Origin of the sequence: Mitsuaria sp. WAJ17, from assembly GCF_014174515.1 — a bacterium.
Lineage (GTDB): Bacteria > Pseudomonadota > Gammaproteobacteria > Burkholderiales > Burkholderiaceae_C > Roseateles_B.
The window spans coordinates 68,147-91,570 of sequence record NZ_JACJUG010000020.1 but is presented as its reverse complement, the minus strand read 5'-3'; the positions used below and the strand labels follow the sequence as shown (position 1 = coordinate 91,570).

The 23,424-nt window shown below is 63.0% G+C and carries 24 protein-coding genes; 14 read left to right on the top strand and 10 right to left on the bottom strand.

From position 1 onward, the window contains the following. Positions 1-6 precede the first annotated feature (6 nt). The 5 genes from H5407_RS16545 to H5407_RS16525 all read left to right on the top strand — a co-directional run bounded on the left by H5407_RS16545 (position 7) and on the right by H5407_RS16525 (position 4,601). Positions 7-990, top strand: coding sequence for a GlxA family transcriptional regulator (locus H5407_RS16545; protein ID WP_183105571.1), 984 nt, complete (start codon positions 7-9; stop codon positions 988-990). Then, entirely contained in the window at positions 987-2,045 is a 1,059-nt protein-coding gene (locus tag H5407_RS16540) for an arginine N-succinyltransferase (RefSeq protein ID WP_183105570.1), read from the top strand. The genes H5407_RS16545 and H5407_RS16540 overlap by 4 nt, the downstream gene beginning before the upstream one ends. Then, a complete protein-coding gene (locus H5407_RS16535) occupies positions 2,045-2,704 on the top strand; it encodes an arginine N-succinyltransferase (RefSeq protein WP_183105569.1) in 660 nt (219 codons plus the stop codon). The genes H5407_RS16540 and H5407_RS16535 overlap by 1 nt, the downstream gene beginning before the upstream one ends. A 190-nt stretch (positions 2,705-2,894) precedes the next feature. Beyond that, positions 2,895-4,250 carry a cyanophycinase gene (locus tag H5407_RS16530; RefSeq protein ID WP_183105568.1) on the top strand — a complete coding sequence of 452 codons (1,356 nt, stop codon included), beginning with the start codon at positions 2,895-2,897 and terminating at the stop codon, positions 4,248-4,250. Between the two features lie 93 nt (positions 4,251-4,343). Then, complete coding sequence (locus tag H5407_RS16525) at positions 4,344-4,601, top strand: VF530 family DNA-binding protein (protein WP_183105567.1); 258 nt, start codon at positions 4,344-4,346, stop codon at positions 4,599-4,601. A gap of 43 nt (positions 4,602-4,644) precedes the next feature. Here H5407_RS16525 and H5407_RS16520 read toward each other — a convergent pair whose 3' ends face one another. Further along, a complete protein-coding gene (locus H5407_RS16520) occupies positions 4,645-5,448 on the bottom strand; it encodes a hypothetical protein (protein ID WP_183105566.1) in 804 nt (267 codons plus the stop codon). Between the two features lie 219 nt (positions 5,449-5,667). Further along, positions 5,668-5,904 (bottom strand): helix-turn-helix domain-containing protein, encoded by a 237-nt coding sequence (locus tag H5407_RS16515; protein WP_183105565.1) that lies wholly within the window; start codon positions 5,902-5,904, stop codon positions 5,668-5,670. 230 nt (positions 5,905-6,134) lie between these two features. On the opposite strand from H5407_RS16515, the gene H5407_RS16510 reads away from it, so the two are divergent. From H5407_RS16510 to H5407_RS16500, 3 genes are all read left to right on the top strand, one after another. Then, the gene (locus H5407_RS16510; RefSeq protein WP_183105564.1) at positions 6,135-6,554 is read left to right on the top strand and encodes a hypothetical protein; all 420 of its coding nucleotides are present in this window, start codon (positions 6,135-6,137) and stop codon (positions 6,552-6,554) included. Between the two features lie 146 nt (positions 6,555-6,700). After that, entirely contained in the window at positions 6,701-7,030 is a 330-nt protein-coding gene (locus H5407_RS16505; protein ID WP_183105563.1) for a hypothetical protein, read from the top strand. 174 nt (positions 7,031-7,204) lie between these two features. Next, positions 7,205-7,708, top strand: a complete 504-nt coding sequence (locus tag H5407_RS16500) for an HAD domain-containing protein (protein ID WP_183105562.1) — start codon at positions 7,205-7,207, stop codon at positions 7,706-7,708. Positions 7,709-7,724: 16 nt separating this feature from the next. On the opposite strand, the gene H5407_RS16495 is transcribed toward H5407_RS16500, so the two are convergent. Further along, entirely contained in the window at positions 7,725-8,126 is a 402-nt protein-coding gene (locus H5407_RS16495; RefSeq protein WP_183105561.1) for an S-adenosylhomocysteine hydrolase, read from the bottom strand. Positions 8,127-8,360: 234 nt separating this feature from the next. Here H5407_RS16495 and H5407_RS16490 point away from each other — a divergent pair, with 234 nt between their 5' ends. Genes H5407_RS16490 through H5407_RS16480 form a run of 3 tightly spaced genes read left to right on the top strand, consistent with a single transcriptional unit; the run spans position 8,361 to position 11,925 of the window. Next, positions 8,361-8,564 carry a hypothetical protein gene (locus H5407_RS16490; RefSeq protein ID WP_183105560.1) on the top strand — a complete coding sequence of 68 codons (204 nt, stop codon included), beginning with the start codon at positions 8,361-8,363 and terminating at the stop codon, positions 8,562-8,564. 20 nt (positions 8,565-8,584) lie between these two features. Then, on the top strand, positions 8,585-10,783 hold the full coding sequence (locus H5407_RS16485) for a DNA cytosine methyltransferase (protein ID WP_183105559.1): 2,199 nt from the start codon (positions 8,585-8,587) through the stop codon (positions 10,781-10,783). Beyond that, entirely contained in the window at positions 10,780-11,925 is a 1,146-nt protein-coding gene (locus tag H5407_RS16480) for a hypothetical protein (protein WP_183105558.1), read from the top strand. Before H5407_RS16485 ends, H5407_RS16480 begins: the two co-directional genes overlap by 4 nt. A gap of 69 nt (positions 11,926-11,994) precedes the next feature. On the opposite strand, the gene H5407_RS16475 is transcribed toward H5407_RS16480, so the two are convergent. From H5407_RS16475 to ssb, 7 genes are all read right to left on the bottom strand, one after another. Then, positions 11,995-14,001, bottom strand: coding sequence for an ATP-dependent RecD-like DNA helicase (locus H5407_RS16475; protein WP_255501290.1), 2,007 nt, complete (start codon positions 13,999-14,001; stop codon positions 11,995-11,997). A 239-nt stretch (positions 14,002-14,240) separates the two neighbouring features. Further along, positions 14,241-14,678 (bottom strand): VPA1267 family protein, encoded by a 438-nt coding sequence (locus H5407_RS24365; protein ID WP_255501286.1) that lies wholly within the window; start codon positions 14,676-14,678, stop codon positions 14,241-14,243. Beyond that, complete coding sequence (locus H5407_RS16470; RefSeq protein WP_183105556.1) at positions 14,678-15,112, bottom strand: hypothetical protein; 435 nt, start codon at positions 15,110-15,112, stop codon at positions 14,678-14,680. The genes H5407_RS24365 and H5407_RS16470 overlap by 1 nt, the downstream gene beginning before the upstream one ends. Continuing rightward, positions 15,109-17,118 (bottom strand): integrase, encoded by a 2,010-nt coding sequence (locus H5407_RS16465; protein WP_183105555.1) that lies wholly within the window; start codon positions 17,116-17,118, stop codon positions 15,109-15,111. Before H5407_RS16465 ends, H5407_RS16470 begins: the two co-directional genes overlap by 4 nt. Next, a complete protein-coding gene (locus tag H5407_RS16460) occupies positions 17,115-18,644 on the bottom strand; it encodes a site-specific integrase (protein WP_183105554.1) in 1,530 nt (509 codons plus the stop codon). The genes H5407_RS16465 and H5407_RS16460 overlap by 4 nt, the downstream gene beginning before the upstream one ends. Then, the gene (locus H5407_RS16455; protein ID WP_255501285.1) at positions 18,628-19,884 is read right to left on the bottom strand and encodes a site-specific integrase; all 1,257 of its coding nucleotides are present in this window, start codon (positions 19,882-19,884) and stop codon (positions 18,628-18,630) included. Before H5407_RS16455 ends, H5407_RS16460 begins: the two co-directional genes overlap by 17 nt. Before the next feature lie 133 nt (positions 19,885-20,017). Continuing rightward, positions 20,018-20,569 (bottom strand): single-stranded DNA-binding protein, encoded by a 552-nt coding sequence (ssb, locus tag H5407_RS16450; protein WP_183105553.1) that lies wholly within the window; start codon positions 20,567-20,569, stop codon positions 20,018-20,020. Between the two features lie 211 nt (positions 20,570-20,780). On the opposite strand from ssb, the gene H5407_RS16445 reads away from it, so the two are divergent. From H5407_RS16445 to H5407_RS16435, 3 genes are read left to right on the top strand one after another with little or no spacing between them, the layout of a single operon-like run. Beyond that, on the top strand, positions 20,781-21,890 hold the full coding sequence (locus H5407_RS16445) for a sensor histidine kinase (RefSeq protein WP_183105552.1): 1,110 nt from the start codon (positions 20,781-20,783) through the stop codon (positions 21,888-21,890). Continuing rightward, a complete protein-coding gene (locus tag H5407_RS16440; protein ID WP_183105551.1) occupies positions 21,887-22,654 on the top strand; it encodes a LytTR family DNA-binding domain-containing protein in 768 nt (255 codons plus the stop codon). Before H5407_RS16445 ends, H5407_RS16440 begins: the two co-directional genes overlap by 4 nt. Continuing rightward, positions 22,651-23,406, top strand: a complete 756-nt coding sequence (locus H5407_RS16435; RefSeq protein WP_183105550.1) for a head GIN domain-containing protein — start codon at positions 22,651-22,653, stop codon at positions 23,404-23,406. The genes H5407_RS16440 and H5407_RS16435 overlap by 4 nt, the downstream gene beginning before the upstream one ends. Positions 23,407-23,424 lie beyond the last annotated feature (18 nt).

The following is a 23,424-nucleotide window of genomic DNA, read 5'->3' as shown; positions in this document are numbered from 1 at the left end:
CCGGTCATGCTTCCCACCCCGCGCGCCATCGGATGCCTGCTGCTGCCGGGTTTCCCCCTTCGTGCCCTGGGCGCCTGGGCGGACGGCCTGACAGCGCTGAATGCGCAGCAGGGTCAGGTCTTGTATGCGCTGAGCGCCCTGGCCTTGGACGAGGGCGCGGTGGCGGCCAGCACCGGTGTGTCCATCCAGTGCCGGGCCGCTGGCGCTGCGGACCGCTGGCACACCGTGGTGGTCCTGGCCGGCGAGCCCCAAGCGTCGGATCCCCGGCTGACGGCCCTGCTGCAGCGCTGGGACCAGGAGGGCGTGTTGCTGGGCGGCCTGGGCAGCGGGGCCGCCGCGCTCGCCGCTGCCGGACTGCTGGACGGCCATCGCGCCTGTGCCGACTGGGCCTGGCTGGACCGCCTCTCGGCCCGGCATCCGGGGGTGGCCTGGTCGCAGGGCCTGTGGGACCTCTCCGTGTCGCGCCGCCGCTTCAGCGCCGCCTCCAGTGCCGCGGCGGACCTGGTCGGCGCCTGGGCCCACCAGCTGCATGGCGAGCCAGTGCAGCAGGAATGGCTGCTGGCCATGGACCTGCGCCAGGGACGACCGGCCGAGGACCGGCAGCGGCGCGAGCATCTGGAGGCCCGTGACGTTGCCAATCCCAAGCTGGCCGAGGCCCTGGCACTGATGGAAGCCAACCTCGCCGAGCCCCTGCCCACGGAGGAGGTGGCGCGTCTGGTGGGCGTGTCGCGCCGGCAGCTGGAGCGCCTGTTCAAGCAGCACCTGGATTCCCTGCCCTCGCGCCATTACCTCGCCCTGCGCCTGGACCGCGCCCAGCGCCTGCTGCTGCAGGGCACCCAGTCCATCCTGCAGGTCGGGCTCAGCTGCGGCTTTGCGTCCGGCCCGCATTTCTCCAATGCCTACAAGGCCCATCACGGCCACACACCGCGCGAGGAGCGCAGCCGCCGTTCCGGCTGGCTGGCACCCGCGTCCCTGGGAGACTCCACATGAACGGCCTGATGAATGGCCTGATGAACGGCCCGGACCTGCACAGCCTGCTCCTGCGCCCTGTCGCGGTCACGGACCTGCCCGACATGCTTCGCATGGCCGCGGCCAGCGCCGACGGCATCAGCTCGCTGCCCAATGACGAGGCCAAGCTGCGCGCCCGCATCGAGGCCTCGATGCAGGCCTTCGGCAGCCCCGACGACGCCAGCGGCGAGGAGACCTACCTCTTCGTGCTGGAGGACCGCCGGGCCGGACGCCTCGTGGGCTGCGCCGGCATCGCGGCCAGCGCGGGCTTCTTCGACCGCTTCTACAGCTACCGCAACGAGTTCGTCGTGCATGCCAGCAGCACGCTGGGCGTTTCGCAGCGCATGCACACCCTGCACCTGTGCCACGACCTGACGGGCGCCACGCTGCTGACCTCCTTCTTCCTGGAGCCCAGCCATGAGCGCACGCCCGCCGCGCAGCTGCTGTCCCGGGCACGACTGCTCTTCATCCAGGCCCATGCGGAGCGCTTCTCGGACCGCATCGCAGCCGAGAACCCCGGCGTCACCGACATCCAGGGCCAGAGCCCCTTCTGGGACGCCGTGGGCCGCCAGTTCTTCGGCATGGACTATCCGCAGGCCGAGGCGGTGATCGGCGGGCGCAGCAAGGCGCTGATCGCCGACCTCATGCCGCCCTCGCCCATCCCCGTGGTGCTGCTACCGGCCGCGGCGCAGCTGGCGCTGGGGCAGCTGCATCCGGTGGGCGAGGTGCCCTTCTCGGTGCTGATGGAAGAGGGCTTCGACGCCGACAGCTATATCGACATCTTCGACGGCGGCCCCACGGTGGAGGCACCGCTGGCCTCGCTGCGCAGCATCCGCCACCATCGCGCGCACACGGTGCAGCCCGGCAGCGGCGGTGGGCCGCGACGCTGGCATCTGGTGGTGCGGACCGGCCGCGAGGACTTCGCGGCGGTGCTGGCCGAGATTGGCGAGACCCTGCATGCCGACGAGGTGCCGGCCCTGCAGCCCCGCGCAGGCGAGACCCTGCTGAGCACGCCCCTGTGGCCTGAGGAATCGTGATGACCGAGCTGCTCGTGCAAACCCTGAACACCGGCGTGCAGCTGCGCCTGCCCGACGGGCGCGGCGGCCTGACCCTGGTCCCGCGACGGGGTCAGGACTTGCCCCACTACCACTTCCGCCTGGGCCGCGTCGTGCACGCGGCCCGGGAGCTGGGCCTGTTCCGCGTCCAGCAGACCCTGCTGCTGAGCAATGACCACACGGGCGACAGCGAGCTGACCGACCTGTGGCTGGACGACAGCCTCGATGCCCCAGGGCGAAGCACCGCCGTGGCGGCGCTGGTGCAGGGCGCCCGCCGCTGGATCGCCCAGCACCGCGAGGCCTGCGGCGACTGGCTGATCCTGGAGCTGCCCGGCTGGCGCACGCCTGCCGGCGTCTCGCCCTTCTGGGAGGCCCTGGGCGCGCGCTTCTATCCGCATGACTGGGCCACGGCCCAGGCCCGCTGGGGCAGGGCCTGGTGCAGCCATCTGGCGGCGCTGCTGCCGCGGCAGACGCTGTACCTCTCCTTCCTGGGCGAGGCCGCGCAGCAGGCCTGCGCGCAGACCGATGCCGCCCATGCGGCCCTGCTGCCCACGCTGCACGAGCTGGGTTTCCTGCCGCCGCTGCAGGTGCGCATCGACGACGGAGGCCCCGTGCTGAGCTGCCCGCTGCCGCGCGGCTGATGGAGCGGCAAACTGAGCCACTGAGCAGTCCGGGATTGCCCCCTCAGGACATTCCCGCGGGAGGCACAGCGACGCAAGTCCGCGTCGCAACGTGGCAAGGCGGCGGCTTCCCGCGTGGAGCCCGCGTCCCTATGGTCAAGGCCTGGGTTTGAGGCCCCGCCCGGGGCCACCCTGGACCGTTGGAGATGCCATGAAGAAATGCCTGGGAGCGGTGCTGTGCGCCGCGGGGTTGTGCCTGAGCATGCCGGCACTGGCCGGCAAGCTGTTCCTGTCCGGCGGCGGCTATGACGACGCCAACACTGACCTCTTCGTCACTGGCCTGCGCAAAGCCACCGGCCGCGACAGCGGCTTCACGCCCAACATCAACAGCACCAGCAACTGCGGCACGAACTGGGCCACCACCGCCTGCCCGCGCATCGCCGTCATCACCGCCGCCAAGGACAGCTACACCACCGGCCTGGACGCCTTCCAGAACGACATCCCGGCCACCTCCACCAGCCCCCTCAAGCGCGGCTACTACAACCTCTTCCAGACCCACGGCTTCTCGCCAAAGCACATCACCGCGCATGTGGACAATTACGCCGTCCACGCCAGCAGCAGCACGCCCGAGGGCCAGGCCAATATCGCCCTGATCCAGCAGGCCGACGCCGTGTGGTTCGTGGGCGGCGACCAGGCCAAGATCATCCGCAGCTTCCTGACCGACAGCGGCGCCGACAACGCCCTGGCCGCCGCCCTGCGCGCACGCTGGAACAACGGCAGCGGCAACATCGTCATCGCCGGGGACTCCGCCGGCAACCACGCGCTGAACGTGCGCATGCATGCGGCCGGCGTCAGCTATGGCTACCTCTATTTCGGCGCCAACCTGCAGGACAAGGCCGTCACCGACTGGCAGACCCTGGGTGACACCCGCGACGGCACCGGCGCCCTGCGCTACCTGGAAAACGGCGCCACGATGAAGGGCCTGGGCTTCCTGCCCGCCGGCCTGCTCAGCGACACCCATTTCGACAGCCGCTCCGGCCGCCTGGGCCGCCTGGCCGCGGCCCTGCGCCACATGGGCGTGCAGCAGGGCCTGGGCGTGGACGAGAACACCGGCGCGCTGGTCGACACCGCTGCGCAGACGGCCACCGTCTACGGCGCCAACCGCCTGCTGATCGTGGACACGGCCAATGCCAGCGTGCAGGTCGGCACCTACTACAAGGTCAACGGCCTGCGGGTGAGCCTGCTGACGCCCGGCGACCGCTACAGCTACGCCAGCAAGGCCGTCAGCAGCAGCAAGAGCGCCATCGGCACGCCCTACTACAGCAGCTACTACGACTCGGCCAACATCTTCGCCGCGCTAGAGACCTCCAAGTCCCTGACCCGCCTGGTGGACCAGACCCCCACCAGCAATATCGGCAGCGCGCCCGTGCCCGTCTACAGCAGCGGGCCGCAGTATCCCAGCGGCAGCCCCGTGATCCGGCTGCGCTTCACCCGCGACGCCAGCACCCGCGGCTACTACAGCGGCGGGCGCTACACGGTGGACAAGGCCCGGGTGGACATCTACTGACGCGGCCGCCCGGCCAGGCCCCTCGCCGGCGCGCGCGGGAGGCGGCCTCGCGCCTCGTAGGCCCGCCCCTTCCGGCGCGGCGACAATCGCGCCATGAACACGCCCGAGCCGCCCCAGCACCAGCCCCGCAACCCCTTGCACGGCCTGACGCTGGAAGCCATCATCGTCGCGCTGCAGGAGGAATACGGCTGGGCCGGCCTGGATGAGCGCATCCCGCTGCGCTGCTTCGCCTTCGAGCCCAGCGTCAAGTCCAGCCTGAAGTTCCTGCGCCGCACGCCCTGGGCGCGGGCCAAGGTGGAGAGCCTTTATCTGTTCATGCTGAGGGAGCGGGCGCGGCAAGGGCAGGGCTGAGCCCGCGCGGCTTGGGCTCGGGGCACACCGGCAGCTGAGCGGCTCACTCGATATCGGCCATCCGGGCCTTTAGCAGGGGTGTGGCAATGGCCGTGATGTTGGCTTCGTTGAGCTCGATGGCGCCGTGCCCGTCGAATTCCAGCGCTTTCGCCTTGTTCTCCATCCCAAGGTGGAAGGCGAAGGCGTATCGGGTGTTCAATAGCAGCTGGGCCTGTTGCCGAGTGTTCAGCGGGCGGCCGCTGTTGGATGTCTCGGCCGCCTCCAGCATCGCATTCCACCCCACGATGAAGGCCGAGGCCTCCTGCTGCATCGAGGCCAGCAGGTAAGACTGGATTGGCATGCTCAACGGGGCCGGCTTCGGATGCTCGATGTGATGGAGGAGATGGGCCAGGGCGAAGGTGGTGTTGTTGGGAGGCACGTCGTCCGACTCGACCACATCGAAATACCTGGACTTCCTCAGCTGCGTGAGGAGCTCCAAGGTCAGCACGATCTTTGAGTCTTCGACATAGCCGCCAAAGCGCCCCCCCTTGCCCGATGGCAGCTGGGCCTTGGGCAGGACGACAAAGCCTTTGAAGCGATCCCTGGACAGCAGGTCCTCCATGCGATCCCTGAGCTGTGCAGAAGCCTCGACTGCCGCCGCGACCTGCGCATGGGCCTCAGCGCCCGACTTGTCCTTGAGGTCCTGCAAGGCGGCGGACAACCGGACGGCCTGCCCGGCCGCATGGACGACAGCCGGTGCGCCGGCCAACAGGGCCAACGCCAACAACAGTGAAGCGAAAGGGAATTTCACAGCACGGTACATCATGAAAAAGCCCCGAGAGCCGGAGCGCTCGGGGCTGGCAGACAAGCAGCGCGGGGGCGCCGGGTTCGGACACTCAGAAGGGTTATACGCACGAAAAACTGTGGTTTGTGCCCACAGTGTGAGTGAGTGCGGGTGCGTGTTGCGCAAAAAGGTGTGGATAGTTTCCTGCCATGGGTCTTAACGTACCTCAATTCGCCCGGGTTTCAACATTCTGTGGATAGAAGAGCGCCGGCTCCATCGGCCCAGAGCCGAGAGGCAGGCCTGCTACTCGTCGGCAGCGCTACGCGTCCGCTCCGCCGCCGCCAGCAGTTGAGAGGCTCTGCACTTCAGCGCGGTCGCGATGACTTCGACGCTGTCGATAGCCGCCGCCGTTTTTCCCCTCTCGACCAGGCTAATGAAGTTCTTGTGCAGCCCGGTGGCAATCGCAAGGTCGCTTTGGCTGAGCCTCATGGCCAGTCTGCGCTCGCGAACAACCACGCCCAAAGCTTCGGACAAGTTCATTTGACTCAGGTTTACCCATCGCGGATGCGACGTCTTCTCCTGGAATGTACTGAAACGGCAGAAGGGGCCTGGTCACTGAACGCGGCCGGCTCACCTTTTAGGGCATGTCCTGAAGCCTGTCGCATCGCTGGCTACCAAGCCCAACACCGGTAGGACGGGACAGGAGTGCGATGCTTGATGACACAATATACTGTGTCACTCGCGAACCCTAAACGAGCTAAGGATGCACGATGGATGCGCTACTTTTACGCACGCGCGAACGCGACTGCCGACCAGCGGAATCTCCGCAACGGGGCATGCGTTACTGGTCGTCCGTCGAGGTACCCGGTGATGTCTGGTTCGTTCTTGAGTGCGGCGTGGAGACACTGGGGAGTGAGTTCAACGTTCGCCGCTACATCGCGACTGACTTTTGGGAAGTGCGTGAGCTCTACAAGAAGACGACGTTCGAGTGGGCGTCACTGCATGTGTTTGTCCGCGCACCGAATGACTTTCCGAGTGGACACCTCTTTCAGACAGTAGTCGAGGTGACGCGCGTTGACCAAGGCGACAAGCTGCTGCTACGGATGGCATCAGGGCTCATGCTAATGGCCTCGGGAGGCAAGATGGTCAAGGCACCTGCAATTGCGCTTGGGCGGCGCGTCTTCCCGTAAGCCCATGTTCCATGATGAGTATCCAAGTAGATGGCCTTCCGGCGGCAATCTCAAGAGGCTCAACGTCGAAGCTCCGGTGGGTAGATGCCGGTGAAGTGTTACCCGCGAGCGCTATCGCTTCGAAGTGGCGAGTTGCAACTCGGTCCGTGGGAGACGCAGCCCGACGAGGAGAGCTGTCGTCCATCGTCATCTCTCGCCGCCGCTACTACCCACGAGAGTTTGCCGAGCTGGACCGCGATGTCGTAATAGCTGTATCGCTGGCGCTCAAATCCGTGTCGCCCGAAGTCGCCTTGGTGTTCTGGAAGCGGCCGCACGGTGCATTGGGCGGAGAAGCGCCGTCCACACTCCTGCGCGATGTGACCGTTGCGAACCGGCTGCAACGAGTGGTCGAGCTGGCACAAGCCTGGGCAGCCCAGTCAGTCGTCGCCGCCAAACTCACGGTCGGCGGTCGCCGTACTCCTGCAGGGGAGCGCTGAGATGAGCCCCAATGAGGCGCCGTCCGGTCGAGCTGCAGATGGCAGATGTGCGTCGACCGCACGGCCTTTCCCCCTCACTGTGCAAGAGGGCCGGCCCCGTACTCCTCAGCACAGAAAGCGGGAATTGTTCAGGCCCCGCCGTGTTGCCCTGGGGCCGACTCCTGTTAAGCCGCCATGAGCAATCGCCCTGTCATCCTGTTGGACTTCGACGACGTCATCGTCTTGAACCGTCCCGGCGAGTTCGGCGGGTTCCATGTCCCCGCGACCCAAGTGTTGGTGGAGGCGCTCACCGAGCACGGTGCTCAGGTCGTCATCACGACAAGCTGGCTGAGATTCATGATGCGCGAAGCTTTCCAGAACCTGTTTACGAACACGGGGCTGGAGGTGCTGAGCAAGAACATGCACGACGCCTGGGAGGCGCCGCAGAATCGCGGCGAGACGCGTGCCCAAGCTATAGACCGATGGCTGGCTGCTCACCATCGCGGTGAGCCCTACGTCATCTTAGACGACGAGCTGAGTGGTACCGGTCTGCTCCGTTCCGTGCACGACAGGCGCGGTCGACTTGTCCTCTGCAAAGAGAACGTCGGACTGCATCAAGGGCACATGGCTGCAATCCGTGCAGCATTGTCCCGACCGAGCGACAGGCGTGCTTCACGCCGTGGGACAACCCCACTCTGAGCCCTGCGCGAGCCGGTCAAGAGCGCTCGTACTCCACGAACTTGCCATTGAATCCAATCTTCCGGGTGACGCGCCGTCCGCCTGTGTTGATTACCAATCCAGTCGGAACTTGGGTCGTGCGGCCAGCGTTGTAGTCGCGACTCCTGTAAGGCTCCTCCACCCTGACACCAAGCTTGCGCAATGCCAGCGGAGCAAGAACCTCAAGCGGGTGGGTTGGAATGGGCTTGCCTGAAAGGACACTAACCTTGGCGATGGCGTACACCCCGACGCCGATTCGAACGATGACGCCCTCGGCCAGCAGCGACTTGAGCGCGGCGGAAAGTTGTGTCTCGCTGCCCAGACCCTTCAGTTCGCGCCGGAGCAGCACGGGGCTTTGCGTCCGCTCTAGGTGACGCTTGATACGGGTCTTAAGGCGCATGGCCCATCGTGCCATGCTTCACCAGCCATCGGTGCTCTGGCGATGCTGGGTGCCCAGGGCATTCGGACCACTATCGCTTCAAGGTCGACCGTCTCCAATGCTGCCCCCTAAACATCCGCCGAACGCCTCCGGGTGGCTCACCTGATGAGCCACCGCCGCGCTAGCCTTCAGCGCGGTAACTGGATAAACTAACAGCGTGTGTCGCCGTGACACACGCTGTGCATCCACACCACTATGAATGACGTCGGCTTACGAATTCGTGTTGACGACCAACTGCGCCACGATTTTCTTGACGCATGCAAGGCGCAGGACACCACTGCTGCGCAAGTCCTGCGCAAGTTCATGCGAGCGTACGTTGACGAACATGGCGCAGCAACGCGCCAGGGCCAACTCTTCTCTGCTCAGCGCGGCGAATCCAGCTTTGTTGACCAGCAGTAATCAACACATAGGTCGAGGTAATGAATAAACCAACGGCAATCTCGTTGTTCGCCGGAGGCGGCGGAATGACACTTGGTATCGAACAAGCTGGGTTTGAATCCATCTTTGCGACCGATATCGAACAGTCATCGGCGGCGACTTTTTCTCAGAACTGGCCAAATAAGCAGTTTTTTCACGGTGACATCAGGCGTCTCACGAGAGATAAGCTAGAAGCGTACCTAGAAGGTAAGCGAGTTGACATCGTGGTCGGCGGCCCCCCGTGCCAAGGTTTTTCGACCATTGGTGACCAGAACCCCGCAGACCCACGGAACGGGCTTTTCTGGTGCTTTGTCCGGGTGGTTCAATGGACTCAACCCTCATGCTTCATCATGGAGAATGTCAATTACCTTCGCACTCAATACGGCGGCCGATTTGAGCGAGAAATCGTTGCCGCGTTTGAAGCGCTCGGCTACGACGTCACGGTAAAGACACTTGATGCGGCTGATTTTGGCGTTCCACAGCATCGAAAGCGTGTCTTCTTCTTCGGCACGAAGCTGCACAACACTTTCCAATGGCCCGTCGAAACTCATGGGCCCGGCAGAAAGCCGTATCGAACTGTGGGCGAATGCATCGCAGACTTGACTAGCCATGGGCAAGACCACGTGCCGAACCATTCCTTTCTCCAACATGGAGATAAGGTTGTCGCTCGGTACAAGTTAATTCCAGAAGGGGGCAGAATGCCTCCGCCAGCAGAACTGCCCGAAGAAATTCGGCGCAAGAATTTTGGAAACACCTACAAGCGCTTGCACAGAAAAAAGCCGTCACTAACTCTCGTGCCTGGAAACAACGCGTTTCCGGTGCATCCGACAGCACATCGAAGTCTCTCTCCGAGAGAGGCGGCTAGGCTCCAAACTTTCCCTGACACACATATCTTTTTCGGTAGTCGGGCGGAACAGTGCAAGCTGGTCGGGAATGCGGTCCCAGTTGAACTCGCCCGGCACCTAGGGTTAGCAGCAATTAAGCACATCAAAAGCGCCAATAATCGAGACCTACCAAAAACAAAGATGGTTAGCAAACAGCAAGCACTTCCGCTGAACGAACTTTCGAAACGGCGCGCCGTAAAGCCCAACGGACTTACAGCTGTCAGTTTCTTCACTGGTATTGGTGGGCTGATGCTTGGCTTCCTCAATGCCGGGTTCCGAGTGGTAGCCTCGTACGACATGAAGAACAGTGTGGCACGAAACCTTGAGCAGAATTTTCCAGACGTACCGCACAAGGTTGCCGATGTCGGCGCTCTGAGTAAGAAGGAAATCCTTGCAGACTCCGGGCTGAAAGAAATTGACGTGGTATTTGGAGGGCCGCCTTGCCAAGGATTCTCTATCTTTGGCCGGCGCCGCTTTGTGAATACTCAAAACCACCAGCCGGATGAGGACGCTCGCAATGAGCTTTCCATCAAGTATGTCGAGCTTGCTATCCAGCTAAAGCCGAAAGTGATTTTTCTGGAGAATGTCAAAGGATTTGTGTCCACTCCGAGAGGTCAATCGTCTTATCTCGAAGAGGTCGAGCGCCGGCTGTCGAAGGCAGGCTACGAATTGCGACATGAGGTGCTCAACTGCGCCAGCTATGGGGTAGCGCAGGCGCGTGAGCGCTTCATTCTCGTTGCTTGGAAAAAGGGGCTTTCCTTCAATTGGCCAGAGCCGAAATACTTCGCTTCACCTAAGTCTTGGCAGCGACCGTTTGTAACTGTTGGAGATGTAATCTCTGACCTCATGGACCCTTCGACTCAGAGTGCGGAATTCAGTCACGCTCCGATGAACCACAAGGAACTCGTTGTTGAGAGATACAGGCTGATTCCTGAAGGAGGCCGATTGCCTGAAGCCGAGTTGCCGGAACATCTCAAGAAGGGTTACAGGTCAGACAGCGTAAAGAACTTCAGTCACGTGTACAAACGGCTGTCTATGAATGCACCGGCGACCACCATGGTGCCTGGTCACAATGCATTCCCGGTGCACCCAGTTTTGCATAGAACTCTTACTGTCCGGGAGGCGGCGCGCATCCAGGGCTTTCCGGATTGGATGCGATTTGTCGGTACACGCCAGCAGCAGTGCACCCTTGTAGGGAATGCTGTTCCTCCACATTTGGCAGAGGTGTTTGCCGTCGGGATTGCTAAGACGATTAAGGGCAATTTTTCCGCGCCAGGCTTCAAGCGAGACATCTACGACTTGGCCACTGCAGCATGAGCACACATCACGACATTCTGGCGTTCGCTGTTGCCACTGAGGTCGTGCGGCGCGTTGTGAGGGGTGCGTCACCATGGAATAGCATCCTGTCAACCAGTGCCTATGTGACATCCTCGCGAGCCTGGCCGGTTCCAGACTTTGTGATAGTCGATGATGCAGGAGTCACGGTTGCAGGCGAATTCAAACCCCCACAACAGACAAAGCGTGAGTATCTGACCGGATTGGGGCAGGCAATCGCGTATACGCGTGACTTTGATTACGGTCTGTTGGTCTTGCCAGAGATAGCTGACGACGGATATCCGATTGCAAAGCACGTAGTAAGCGTCTTGGAGGAAAGCGCTTGGACGCATGGTCCGGTGGGTGTCATCTCATACGACCCCAAGACATTCTCGCCAAGCTCGTCTCATGTTGAGGAACGGCATTTTTTCGTCAAACGAACGGCGCGACCTACCACTCCAGCTTCACTCGATGCAAGCTTTTATGCTAAATGGCGTGAAATGAGTCTCGAAGAGATGTTTGTCCTGCTGCGTTATTCCTATGACGAAGCACGAGAGCCCTCATCGACGTCTGGAACATTACGAGACAGGGCGTTTGACCGGCTATGGAGTGACATCCAGGCCGGGAAGCTTCATCACTCTGGCGGCGGGATACGAAACTACAAAGATACCCCGAGCATGAAGACCGGGGTGAGCAAAAACTACAGGAACTTTCTCTTCCACATTGGTTGGACCGAAGCTGACGGTTCGCTCACAAAAGATGGACTCGATGCGCTGCACATAGGCACCTTGTACGGCTCGGCCTCAAGGCCGTTTATGGATGCAGCAGCCCGAAGCCTTTTGTTGGATGGCAAGCACCTAATTCTGTTCAATGCGATTGAGGATTTCCAGTCTTCGCTTGAGCTCATTCCTGAACAGCCCGATTGGCTAAACGCCGTGGAGACGGATTTGGGGGCCAGAGGCCTTCTAGAGCGGAATCCGGCACGCGCCGCCGCCGCAATAGCCGGCTCGGCTCGTCAGTTTTTCAAGGCAGAGAAACAGCTATGGCGCGTTCTTGAGTTGATACGGCCAAAAGGAGCTCGGGTGTATCACAAGGGTCGGGGTCTAATTTTCAACTGGGCCCGAATAACCGACTTGATTCGGTAATCTTACTTACCCAAAGTTTTGAAAGCCATACGTGCAAACTGCTTGGTCAAGTATTGCGTTTATTGGCTCTCAAGGGGTGCTTTCAAGAGGCATCTGATTCCGGAAACTGGCCAGATGTAGGTCAAGCCCAACCTGCCGAAGCGTCGACCGAGGCTGTGCCAGGACTGCATCGCGAGCGGCAGCCTCATCACCCACTAGAAGAACCTGCTTCTGCGCACGCGTGACGGCGGTGTAAAGCAGCGTACGGTCGAGCATCCTGTTCCGCGTCACCGGAACGATGACCCTGGGCCACTGGGAGCCCTGAGCCTTGTGCACAGTCACAGCGAATCCGAGTTCAACGTCGTCCAACATGTCTTCCGTGAGCGGAATGCACCGGCCGTCATCCCACTCGACCGACGCCCGTGGCGGAATCGTGTCGTCATCGCCTACCTCGCCAGCTGTTGGGGGCAGTGACGCTCCAACTTCGACGACTCTTCCAAGAGAGCCGTTCTGTAGCCCAATGGACCACATGTTGCGAGTGCACAGGACAACATCTCCAACTCGGAGGCCAACCCGCTCAAAGCAGTCGAACTCGTCATTCCATGCCTTCACTTCCGGTGCGCCTGACGTGAATCGCTCTTGACAGAGTGCATTGAGTGCCTTGGTTCCGGCCGGCCCGTTCCTAACAGCGCAAAGAGTCTGGCTGCTGCCGGGGTCGAGAGCCATCAGCTCCACGACAGTTTCACCAATCAGCTCATCGGAGCACGGAAGGAATGCCACCGCCTCGGTCTCATCGGCCGTAAGCGTTGGCCAGCGTCCCGCACGTATGGCGGCGGCAGCGGCAGCGATTGCCCCGCCATACCGTTTCACGGTCTTCAACTCGACGGTCGGCACACCAGGCGCGCCCTGAAGAGCGTGGAGCACCAGCCCTGGACCCACGGGCATGAGCTGGTGCGGGTCTCCCACAAGTATCAGCCGCACGTGCGGGGGCAGCACGGAACAGAGTCGACTCATGGAGATGACATCAACCATGCTGGCCTCGTCAATGACCAGCACGGTCTGGCCTTCCATCTGACTCTCCTCGAAGCCTTTGAGAAAGCTCGCGATGGTCTGAGCGGGTCGACCAGTTGCCTCCTGCATGCGCTTGGCAGCACGGCCAGCAAGCGCCACCTGAAACACCCGGACACCGGTCACATCGAAGAGCCGGTAAAGCGCCTTCAGGGCCGTCGTCTTGCCGACCCCAGCGCCACCAGTGATGCACAGAAACTCATGTGTCGCGGCAGCGTGGATGGCCGCCTGCTGCTCGGCGTTGAGGACAACGCCGTCCATGGCATGAACTTCGGAGATGAGCTGGTCGACGGCCTGGCCTGGCAGTAGAGGGGCCGATGAGCGGGCCAAACGCAGCTGTGCAGCGTGCGCAACTTGACGTTCCATCACCACAGCGCCGAGGGGCTGTAGACCATGATGGCTCTTGACGAAGCTACCGTTCTCAAGCCCGGTGGTGACTGCCAGCGCGAGCTGGTCACGCCATCGAACTCCAGGTGGCGGTTTGCCGAGGAGCGGCCCGACCCGCTCCATGAGTTCTGCCGACAGCATCGCTGTGTGTCCGTCAGCGAACGCTCGGTAGCAGGCTTCTTCGACCGCACCGCGCACGCGCCGGGGGTCGTGAAGGCTTACAGAAAATTTCTCGCGGGCCAGCCGGTCGACAGTCTTCCAATCGGCACAGAAGGACAACAGCCGATACGGGTCCTCTTCGATGCTCTCGCGGGCGACGCTGCCAAAGTAGGCCAGCACCTTCCGTCCCAGCCTTGGCTCGAAGCCCTGGGCGTGAAGCCACTGGAGAGTCAGGGATTCACCTTGAGAAGCCCATGCCTGAACGAGCCGCTTCGCAACATCTTGGGTCAGCGTCTTTGCAAGTGCGGCTGTATCTGCGCTGTCGAGCACCTCGTAAAGACGCTCTCCGTGTTCGTCCCAAAGGCGCTGAGCCTTGACAGTTCCGATGCCCTCGAAGGCTGAGTTTTCGGCGAGGTACCTCACGATGTGCTCACCAGATGGCCGTGCCAGCCGTGCCTCATCCGCATCGAGCTGCAGCTCCATCAAGCGGTAACCGTCTGCCGTGACTTCACGTTCGACAACTGGCCCTCGAACGCTCCACCATTGGCCCCGCTCAACGCGTGTAGGGCCAAGCACCGCTCTCGAGGCTCGAATGACCAGATACGTGGACGCGTCAGTCGTGCTACCAGCAGCGTCTACAGGGACGCCGCTGAAGATGACTCCAGCTAAGCCTGTGGGTCGCTGGAAGCGAATGGTCGAGACCCGGACGGTCATCGAGACGCTCACCGGGGTAGCCTCCCTGTCTCCGACAGAATCTCTTGAAGCACGGCAAACCTTGACAGTGCCCCCTTCACTTCTGCCAGCTCAGCACGCAGACTGGCGTTCTCTTGCTCGAGCCGCTTCAGACGCTCGGCATCCCGGGCGCCAGCTTGTCCGCCAGGCTGACGAAGCGGAACCTCGCCACCATCGCCCTCAGTGACTGGCGCCAGGCTGGGCAGCACCCCTCGCTCGCGAAGCGCCTGCTCCAGAGCCCTCAAGCGCTCCTTGATACGCGGGTTTTGGCTCAGGGCCGACTTCGAAAAGCCGCACTCGGCAGCTATGTCACTTCGAGAGAGCACACCACGAACACACATCGAGCGCAGGTCGTCATCCGTCTTCGATGCAACCCAGGTCTCGAATCGATGGAAGTTCTCTTCTGCTAGCTGTTGCCCACTCGCCATCACTTCACCCCTTTCGAGCGGTCACGGTCTGGCTTCGGTAGTGGCTTGTTCAACATATCCATCGTGACCCCCTTGTTCTCCGCGTTGTGTGCCCAGGTCACGAATTGCTCCAGCAGAAGGTTGTTCTCTGCTTCCAGCCGCGCGGCCTTCGCTTTGAACCGCTCGGCTTGCTCTATGGCTGCACGAACGCGCTCGTCGGTAGGTGTCCCCCTCGACACGGGAAGAGTTCCTCGCAAGGCGTCCTTGCGGTGCAGAAAGGCGTTCGCTACCTCGGCATAGCTGCCCAAGGTGAAGCGGGAGTACCGATAGCCCCACACCGCCTCCAGCTTGTCCAGCAAAAGGTCCCACGTCAGCTTGCCTCTCCAGGTATCGAGTGTGTCGAGGACCGTGGTGATGTGAGCCTGAGTCAAGTCAGGCGCGCGACTCTTCTTCATTGCAATGCCCGGCCCTTTCGAGCCTTGATGACCCGGATGGGCTTCACGTCGTCAGCCGTGATGAGGGGTGCGTTGGACACATCCAGCCGAATACGGGCACCTTCCGGCACTTCAGGGTTCTCCAATATGGAAAGCATCAGGTTCACTCGCTCCAAGGTGATGGTCTGGTGCTTGACCCATGCATCAGCGCCGAACTCTTCGTCGCTCAGGGCCGCCTTGGCCTGCATCAGCAGGTACTCGGTCTCGCTCTTGAGCTGCCGCAGGTTGGCCTCCTTATGCGATTCCCCTTTGACGCATTCCTGTTCTTGGCAGTTGATGCAGTCGCGATACATCTGACACGGCTCGCTGGCGAAGTTGTGACGGCACCAGCCGTACTCCGTCGTGTGCGCTGCGGTGAGCCCAAGCCCCTTGAACTCGCCTCGCATCATCAAGTTCCGTCCGGAGGGGGCGACGGGCTCAAGCTCCGCCGTGAAGCCAGCTTTCAGGGCGCGACTAATGGGTGCCTGTACCTCCTCGGAGGACATGTGGTCGTAGTGCCGGTTCTGCCTGAGGTCCTTGCGCCCAGAAAAAATCGCAATCTCAGTGCTGCTCAAGCCTCCCATCTGAGCAAGCGTGTTCAGATAGTGGCGCAGGCTGTGGCTATTGAGCTCAATCGGAGACCCATCGTCCTCGGTATAGCCGAACGCTTCGAAGACGGAAGCTCGACCCTCGCGAGTACCGAATCGGCTGGTGATGGCCTCGTTGTCGACGCAGCTGAACATGCACAGATACGTCCCCCGGTTGGCGTGCATTTCGTTCTTCCGCATAACCGCGATGGCATCCATGCAGCGGAGGTCAGGCGCACCTGGCATGAACGGAAAGGTCACAGGAAGCATGCTGAGAACAGCGCGCTCCACGTCCTCGAACAGAACTCCGACGCGCCGGCCGCCCATCGGCTGCCTAGGCAATTCATAGCCTCTAGCCCAGACGTTGGCCTGATTACCAGCGTCTTCGCTACCCCAAAGAATCAGGGCGAGCTCGCTCAAACTCAATACGCGCTGGTCCCGCAGGTGCGCAGCGCCGTCGTGGAGGAACAACTTGGTTGGGTTGGCGGTGTACCAGGCCGCGAGCTCATGAGCAGGGCCTGACGCCCGAATCAAGTTGTCGACCGCCTCGCGAGCGACGTTTGCCATATCTGACGGCAGCCACTTGGTCGTGTTCTCAAAGTTCTTGGAGCCTGCCCAGCGCAGACCCAACTTCCCTCTGAATTCGCCGTCGCCCTCGACAAGGCAGTTGCGCCGCAATCGCAGAACCTCGTTGATGCGCTCTGGGGCGCACAACATCACGGCGGTCATGCTTGACGTCATGACGTCCGGTGGCTCGACGGCTTGGTTGAAGATGCCAGCTAGGGCGCGCAGTACTGCCGCCGAGGGCAGCTTTTCCTTCCGCGCTTCGAGGGCCTCTCTGGAGATGCGAGACCCTACTTCCTGAGGCTTCTTCATTCCGTGCTTCCATCTCTGGCGCAAAGAGATGAACTGCTTGGAGGCCATGAACTCGCTGATGTACTCCAGTTGACCAGCGATGCGGTAGGCCACCGCCGGCGAAACCTGCCTCTTGGCCAGCGCTACGGCCGTGTCCAGCACTACAGGGTCAACGGCAGTCGGTCGAGACCCTCTTGACTCCTGACGTAGCGCTGCTTCAAGGCATCGCAGCGCGGCAATCCGAGTGCTCTGCGTAGTCACTGGCCGCTTGTCCTGCAAGTAGACGACGGCGGCCTTGGCGAAGCTCAAGAATGGCTCTGGAAAGCTCGGTTCAGGCCTGCTTTCGCCAGCAGCTTCCAGTGTGCTGAAGATGACCCGATTCGTTTTGTTCTGCCCTTTCAAGAAGCCGTCTTCCCAGACGTTCTTGTCGAACTGCAGATGCGCATCCATGACTTCCGAATTGCGGCATAGCTCGATGAACGCCTGAAGATTGAACTGCGGCTCTAGCTCGGCACGGGGTGTGAAATGAAGGACTGGTGCGCTCATGCCGCGCCCTCCTCGTGACCGCGCTGCGACCAGATTTGCGCGCAAAGCGCGATGACCTCCTTAACAGCCCGGATGGGCTCGTCATTCACCGCTGCCATGCGGTCATCCGACGCCCACTTCTGCCGGTCAGCTTCGAGTCGATGCAACACCTTCTCATGCGGCGCATCGAGCCATGGTTCGAATCGGAAGCAGGAGTAGCAAGCTACCGGCTTGTTGAATCCACAGCCAGCACCCTTGCCGGCACAGCTGCCCAGCCCCTCGGTGGCCACCCGGAAGTCATGAATTCGACTGCCCGGGGCGCCCTTGTGGGTGCTGTGGGCTTCGTCCTCCACCACCTGCCCCTTGAAGGCCTGCGCGAGTGGCGCCAGGAACTTGCTCAGCGCCTTGTCGTAACTCTCGACAATCTTCGGAGAGGCGGAAACATAGCAGTCAACGTTCTGGAGGTCCGCGTGTCCCAGCCGTTCCGCAATGACCATCTTGCTGGAACCCTCCTCGGCCAATCGAGTGCCGAACGTGTAGCGGAACCGCTGTGGCACGACAGGCATCGGGGCGTAGTCAAGTCGAGCTGTGGGTGGCGCGATTTCGCGCATGTACTGGACAAAGCCCTGCGACAGGTTCTGAGGGGTGCAGTGCCCAAAGAAAATGTCGGCCTCAGAGCGGACCTGCTTGCGAGGTCCCCGGGGCATGACAAGCTCGGCGGGGAAGAAGGCACAGTCGTCAGCGTTCCCGGAAGCCAACAGCTCATCGCGATATGCCACGATGAGCTGCGACGTCTGAGAGCTGATGTCGAACTCAAGGAAGCTTGCCCGTGCGTGGTCAAGCCCCGTCTTCACTTGGGGAAGCCTCAGGACCGAGGTCTGAGGGTTGAAGTCAGACAGCTTCAGCGATACGTACTGGGAGATGCGCCCGCCACATGCGAGGAGCAGCCGCGCTAGGAGGAGGGTCCACAGCGGCAGCTCTCCTCTGCCATAAGCTGCATTTGCAGCTGAATGGAGGGCGGTGTACTCATCCTCGCTGAACGGGCCCTTTACAGGGTCCCGTGTCCGTACTGCGTCGCCCTTGGTGTTGCCGGGCTTCCTGTGCTCTCTGAGATAGGCCGCGCATTCGGCCGTGACACCAGGTAGCTGGAGTTCGACCCACTTTTGGAGCAGTCCGTTCAGCGTGCCAACGCGCCATTTCTCGTGTTCGCCGAGCCGAGCAGCGTAGTTCGCGACGTCTTGCTCATCAATCGCCGTGGTCGGATACGCGGGTGCGCTTTCCAAAAAGTGGAAGAACGCTTGGAAGAGATTCGTGACGTGCTTCGATGAGTGCCCCTTCAGATAGGGAATCAAAGCCTCCTTCAAGGGCTCCTTGAAGAACTTGGCGTTTCCATCGAGCCGTCGAAAGTCGAGCCTAGCGATGAATGGTCCATCAGCCCACTCCCAGACATCTAGGCTGGGGTCAAGAGACGCGCGTGAACGGGTGAAGACGCGCTCAGGTAGCCTGTGAGCCAAGGCATGGGACTTCAGTTCAGTTGCCTGAGACATCAAGGTCCTCCTGCAGTTTCAGTGCGACTGCACGTCCCTTGCGCCGCGTGTGGCGTCGCGTGTAGTTGCGCGCGGACTGGGAGTTCTCTGTCCAGCCTTGCTGCTCATTGCGAGCGCGTGCTTCTTCGACTTCAGACAAGCCCATCTCGTCAGCCTGCTCGGAGAAACGCTCATTCCACGTATGCCGCATGACATGGCTGGTCAGCGTCACAGGAAGCCCGGGGCATGCCACGCGCAATTGCTGAAACAGCTTGCCGATGCTGCGGGTAGATAGCGGCTTTCCATCCTGAGCAACGAATACCTGCGGGTGCCTGCGGGCTGCCCGGATGCGATGCCGCTCCACGTTGATGTGAACCAGAAGTGCGCGCATGCTGCTTGGCAGCAATTCCAGCTCGCGGTCGTTTGTCTTCGTACCCACCGGGGTCCGACGGGGGTCTTCCGGAGCATCTGCTCGACGCAGGACGCCCAGCTTGGACAACTGCTGCTTGATATCGCCGATTTGCAGCCCAAGCAGTTCGCCGCTGCGCATGCCCGTCGCGAGTAACAGCATGACGATTACCCAGTTCCGACGGCGAACAAAGCCCCGCTCCCAAGGGTTGTCTGGACTCGCTGGATGCACGACTCGAAGCAGTCGGTCCTGGTCCTCCTTTGAGAGGCCTTCCCGAGCGTCCATCTGAGCCCGCTTGGTCACCTTGGGAATCTGTGCCTTGAAGGTTCTGAGGGCCTCTGCACTTTCCAAGTTGAGTTGCTGGCGCTGCTGCCGAGGAAGCTCAGCAGCGTAGTAGCTAGCAAGGAAGCCCAGGTAGTCCGCCATGTAGCGCATCCGGTTGGCGTGATTGGCCTTACCTACGGCCTCCACCTCGTCGGCAGCCTTGCTGCGTCGAATCCGGACACTCTTGAGGTTGACCACCTGCGGTGTCGTTTGCGGCTCGTCCTCCTGAGTTAGCGCCTTCATGGGGTATTGCGATACGTCAGCTAGTCGAGCCAGCTCGGACATCGTCAAGAACTGACCGCTACGCAGGCGTCCGAGGATGTCGACTCGCGGGTTGGCGTCGAGCTCACGGTGGAGCAGCGCGAGACATTGGCAAACGGCGTGAATGGTGTTGGCTGCACGCCCTCGTTTGCGGAACTTTTGTAGGAACAACGTCACCGCATGCACTGGGAGGCCGTCCGGCCCCTTCAGCACCGAGTGATGTTCTCCGTTTTGGAACCTGAAGCGCTTCGCGACGTATCGCGACATTTATCCACCATTTTGCAAGTTCGTAGTTGAGTCTATTCCAACAAAAACACAAAACGGTGTGTTGATAAGGAAAAAGGCCCGCGTCCTCTCGGAGCGCGGGCCTTCAATCAACAGAAAAACAACAAGGTGCCGGTTAGAAGGGAATATCGTCATCCATGTCATCAAAGCCGGTGGCCGGACGCGGCGCGGGCGCCGGGCGCGGGGCCGGGGCGCGGGGAGCTGCGGCACGCGGGGCGCGGGCCTCGCCGCCGAAGTCGTCACCACCGCCTTGGCCGCCACCTTGCGGGGCGCTGCGCTCGCGGCTGTAGCCGCCACCGCCGCCACCGAAGTCGTCACCGCCACCACCGCTGTCACGGCCGCCCAGCAGCTGCATCTGCTCGGCGATGATCTCGGTGGTGTACTGGTCGCGGCCTTCCTTGTCCTGCCACTTGCGGGTCTTCAGGCGACCTTCCACATAGACGGGGCGGCCCTTCTTCAGGTACTCGCCGGCGATCTCAGCCAGGCGGTCGTAGAAGACCACGCGGTGCCATTCGGTCTCTTCCTGGCGCTCGCCACCTTCGCGGCTCTTCCAGTTGCGGGTGGTCGCGAGGCTGATGTTGCAGACCGCGGCGCCGCTGGGGGTGTAGCGAACCTCGGGATCACGGCCCAGGTTGCCAATGAGGATGACTTTGTTGACGGATGCCATGGAAGCGCTCGCGGACAGGAATTCAAACCCCGATTATGCCGTGCGACCCGGCCGGGACCCTTGGCAGGACGTCCCCGGACCGTCCCCCGAAGACGGGAGCAGGCCGGCGCCTGCCGGGCAAGACCGTCCGGGAATCGCACGCCATGCCCGGCTTCCGGCACTTGGTCCCACCCCGGTCCGGCGGCCCGCCGGGCTTGGCTAGGATGACGCCATGTCTTCTCCTCGCCCCAACTCCACGCCCGCCCGGCCCTCATCGCGTCGGCTGTGGCTGGGCTATGCCGGCGTCTGCGGCCTGACCTGGGGCCTGTTCGTGCTGGCGGGCACGGAATTCCAGCGCGGCCCCTGGAAGATATGGGAGGCCCTGCTGCAGTCCACGATGACACTGTGGGCCCCCATGCTGCTGGGCACGGCCGTGCACCCCTGGATGCGCTGGGTCAGCCAGCGCAGCCGCCGCTTCGGGCAGTTGGTGCTGCTGCATGCCGGGGCGGCGCTGCTCTTCAGCGGGATCTGGCTGATGCTGGACTACCAGCTCGCCCAGGCCCTCTTCGGCAGCGAGCATGCTGCCGCCATGCTGGCCCAGTACATCCTGTGGCGCGCCATCTGGGGCCTGATCGCCTACGCGGCCCTGGCCACAGGATTTGGCGCGGTCTACAGCGCGCGGCGCGCCCGCTCGCTGGCCGTCGCGGCGGCGCAGGCCGAGTCCGCACTGGCGCGGGCCGAACTGTCCGTCATCAGCGGCAAGCTGAACCCGCATTTCCTCTTCAACACGCTCAACTCCCTCATCGCGCTGACCCGCAAGGACGCCCGCGCGGCCGAGCAAGCCCTGCTGCGCTTCTCAGGCATGCTGCGCTATGTGCTGGACAGCAAGCGCAGCGCCACCGACCGCGTCGATCTGCAGCAGGAGCTGGACTTCGTGCGCGACTACCTCGCCCTGGAAGCCCTGCGCCTGGGCCCTCGCCTACAGGTGAAGTGGGCCCTGGACGAGGCCGTGCTGCAGGACGAGCTGCCGCCCCTGACCCTGCAGCCCCTGGTGGAGAACTGCATCGTGCACGGCATCGCGCCGCGGGTGCAGGGCGGCACGATCCAGATCAGCGCCCAGCGCGATGCCCTCAACGGCGGCCTCAACCTCTGTGTGCAGGATGATGGCGAGGGTTGCGATCCGGCCCAGTTGGACGCCGAGCGGCCCGGGCGCAGCGGCATCGGCCTGGGCGCCCTGCGGCGGCGCTTTGCCCTGGACTACGACGGCCGCGCGCGCCTGCGCGTCCACACCCAGCCCGGCGCGGGCTTTCGCGTCGACCTCTGGATTCCGCAAGAAGCATGAACTCCCCCCGCATACGCACCCTCATCGCCGAGGACGAGCCCCTGGCCGCCGAGGCCCTGGCCGAGTGGGTCCAGGCCCTGCCCCAGCTGGAGCTGGTGGCCCAGTGCAGCGACGGACCGGCGGCGCTGGAGGCCATCCAGCGCCTGCAGCCGGGCCTCGTCTTCATGGACATCCAGATGCCCGGCATGACCGGCCTGCAGGTGCTGCGCGCCCTGGGCGAGGCGGGCATGAGCCAGAGCCCCGCGGTGATCTTCACCACCGCCTATGACGAGCACGCCCTGGCCGCCTTCGAGCTGCATGCCGTGGACTACCTGCTCAAGCCCTTCTCACAGGAGCGCTTCGACGAGGCCGTGCAGCACGCGCTGCAGACCGTCGGCCACCTGCAGCAATGGCAGGGCGCGCTGGAGACCGCGGCCCTGCCTGGCGCCGAACTGGAGCCGCTGACCCGCATTCTGGTGCGGGACCAGGGCAAGATCTTCCCGCTGCAGGTCGAGGCCATCGAGTACCTGCGCTCCGACACCAAGTACACCGCCGTGGCCAGCCGCGGCCGCCAGTTCCTGGTGCGCCTGCCCATCACCGCCTTCGAGCAGCGCCTGGACCCGCTGCGCTTCCTGAAGCTGCAGCGCAGCTGCATCGTCAACCTCGACTTCGTCGAGTCCATGAGTCCGGACGAGAACTCCCAGTTGGTGGTCCAGATGCGCGATGGCACGCGCTTCACGGCCAGCCGCGAGGTCTCCAAGCGTTTGCGTGAGCAGTCGATATGAACGCCTCCACTCCTTCCCCCTCCCTGCCTTCGCGGCTGGCCCGCGGCCTGGCCGTGGCCCTGACCTCGGCCCTGGCCCTGCTGCCCTTCGCGGCCCGGGCCCAGGAGCCCGAAGGCCGGGTCTACGCCCCCGGTCCCTTTGACCGCCTGGAGATCGCCGGCTCCGCCCAGCTGCGCCTGGTTCAGGGGCCGCGGGACCAGGTCTTCATTGCGGGCGATGCCGAACTGCAGAAGGACATCAGTGTCGAGCTCCAGCATGACAAGCTGCTGATCCGCCCCTCGGGCAGCTGGAAGTTCTGGAACAGCCAGCGCCTGCAGGTGGACGTGAGCATGCGCCAGCTGCGCCAGCTGGTCATCTCGGGGGCCGCGGACCTGCGTGCGGCCGAGCCGGTGCGCGTGCAACGCCTGGCCATCCACATCTCCGGGGCCGGCCAGGTGCGCTTCGACGACCTGGTGGCCGAGCAGCTGAGCTTCGGCATCTCCGGCTCGGGCGAGGGCCTGCTCAAGGGTCAGGTGCAGGACCTGAACCTGCAGATCACCGGCAAGGGCAAGCTGCTGGCCGAGCAGCTGCGCGCGGACCAGGCCACCGTGGCCATCAGCGGCATCGGTCAGGCCAATCTGTGGGTGACGGACGAGCTCCGCGTGAGCGTGTCCGGCATCGGCACGGTCGAGTACTGGGGCGCGCCCGAGGTGAAGCGCCGCACCAGCGGTCTGGCGCGCGTCAATGCGCTGGGGGAGAAGCCGCCGCGCTAAGCGTGGGGCGGGCGAGGA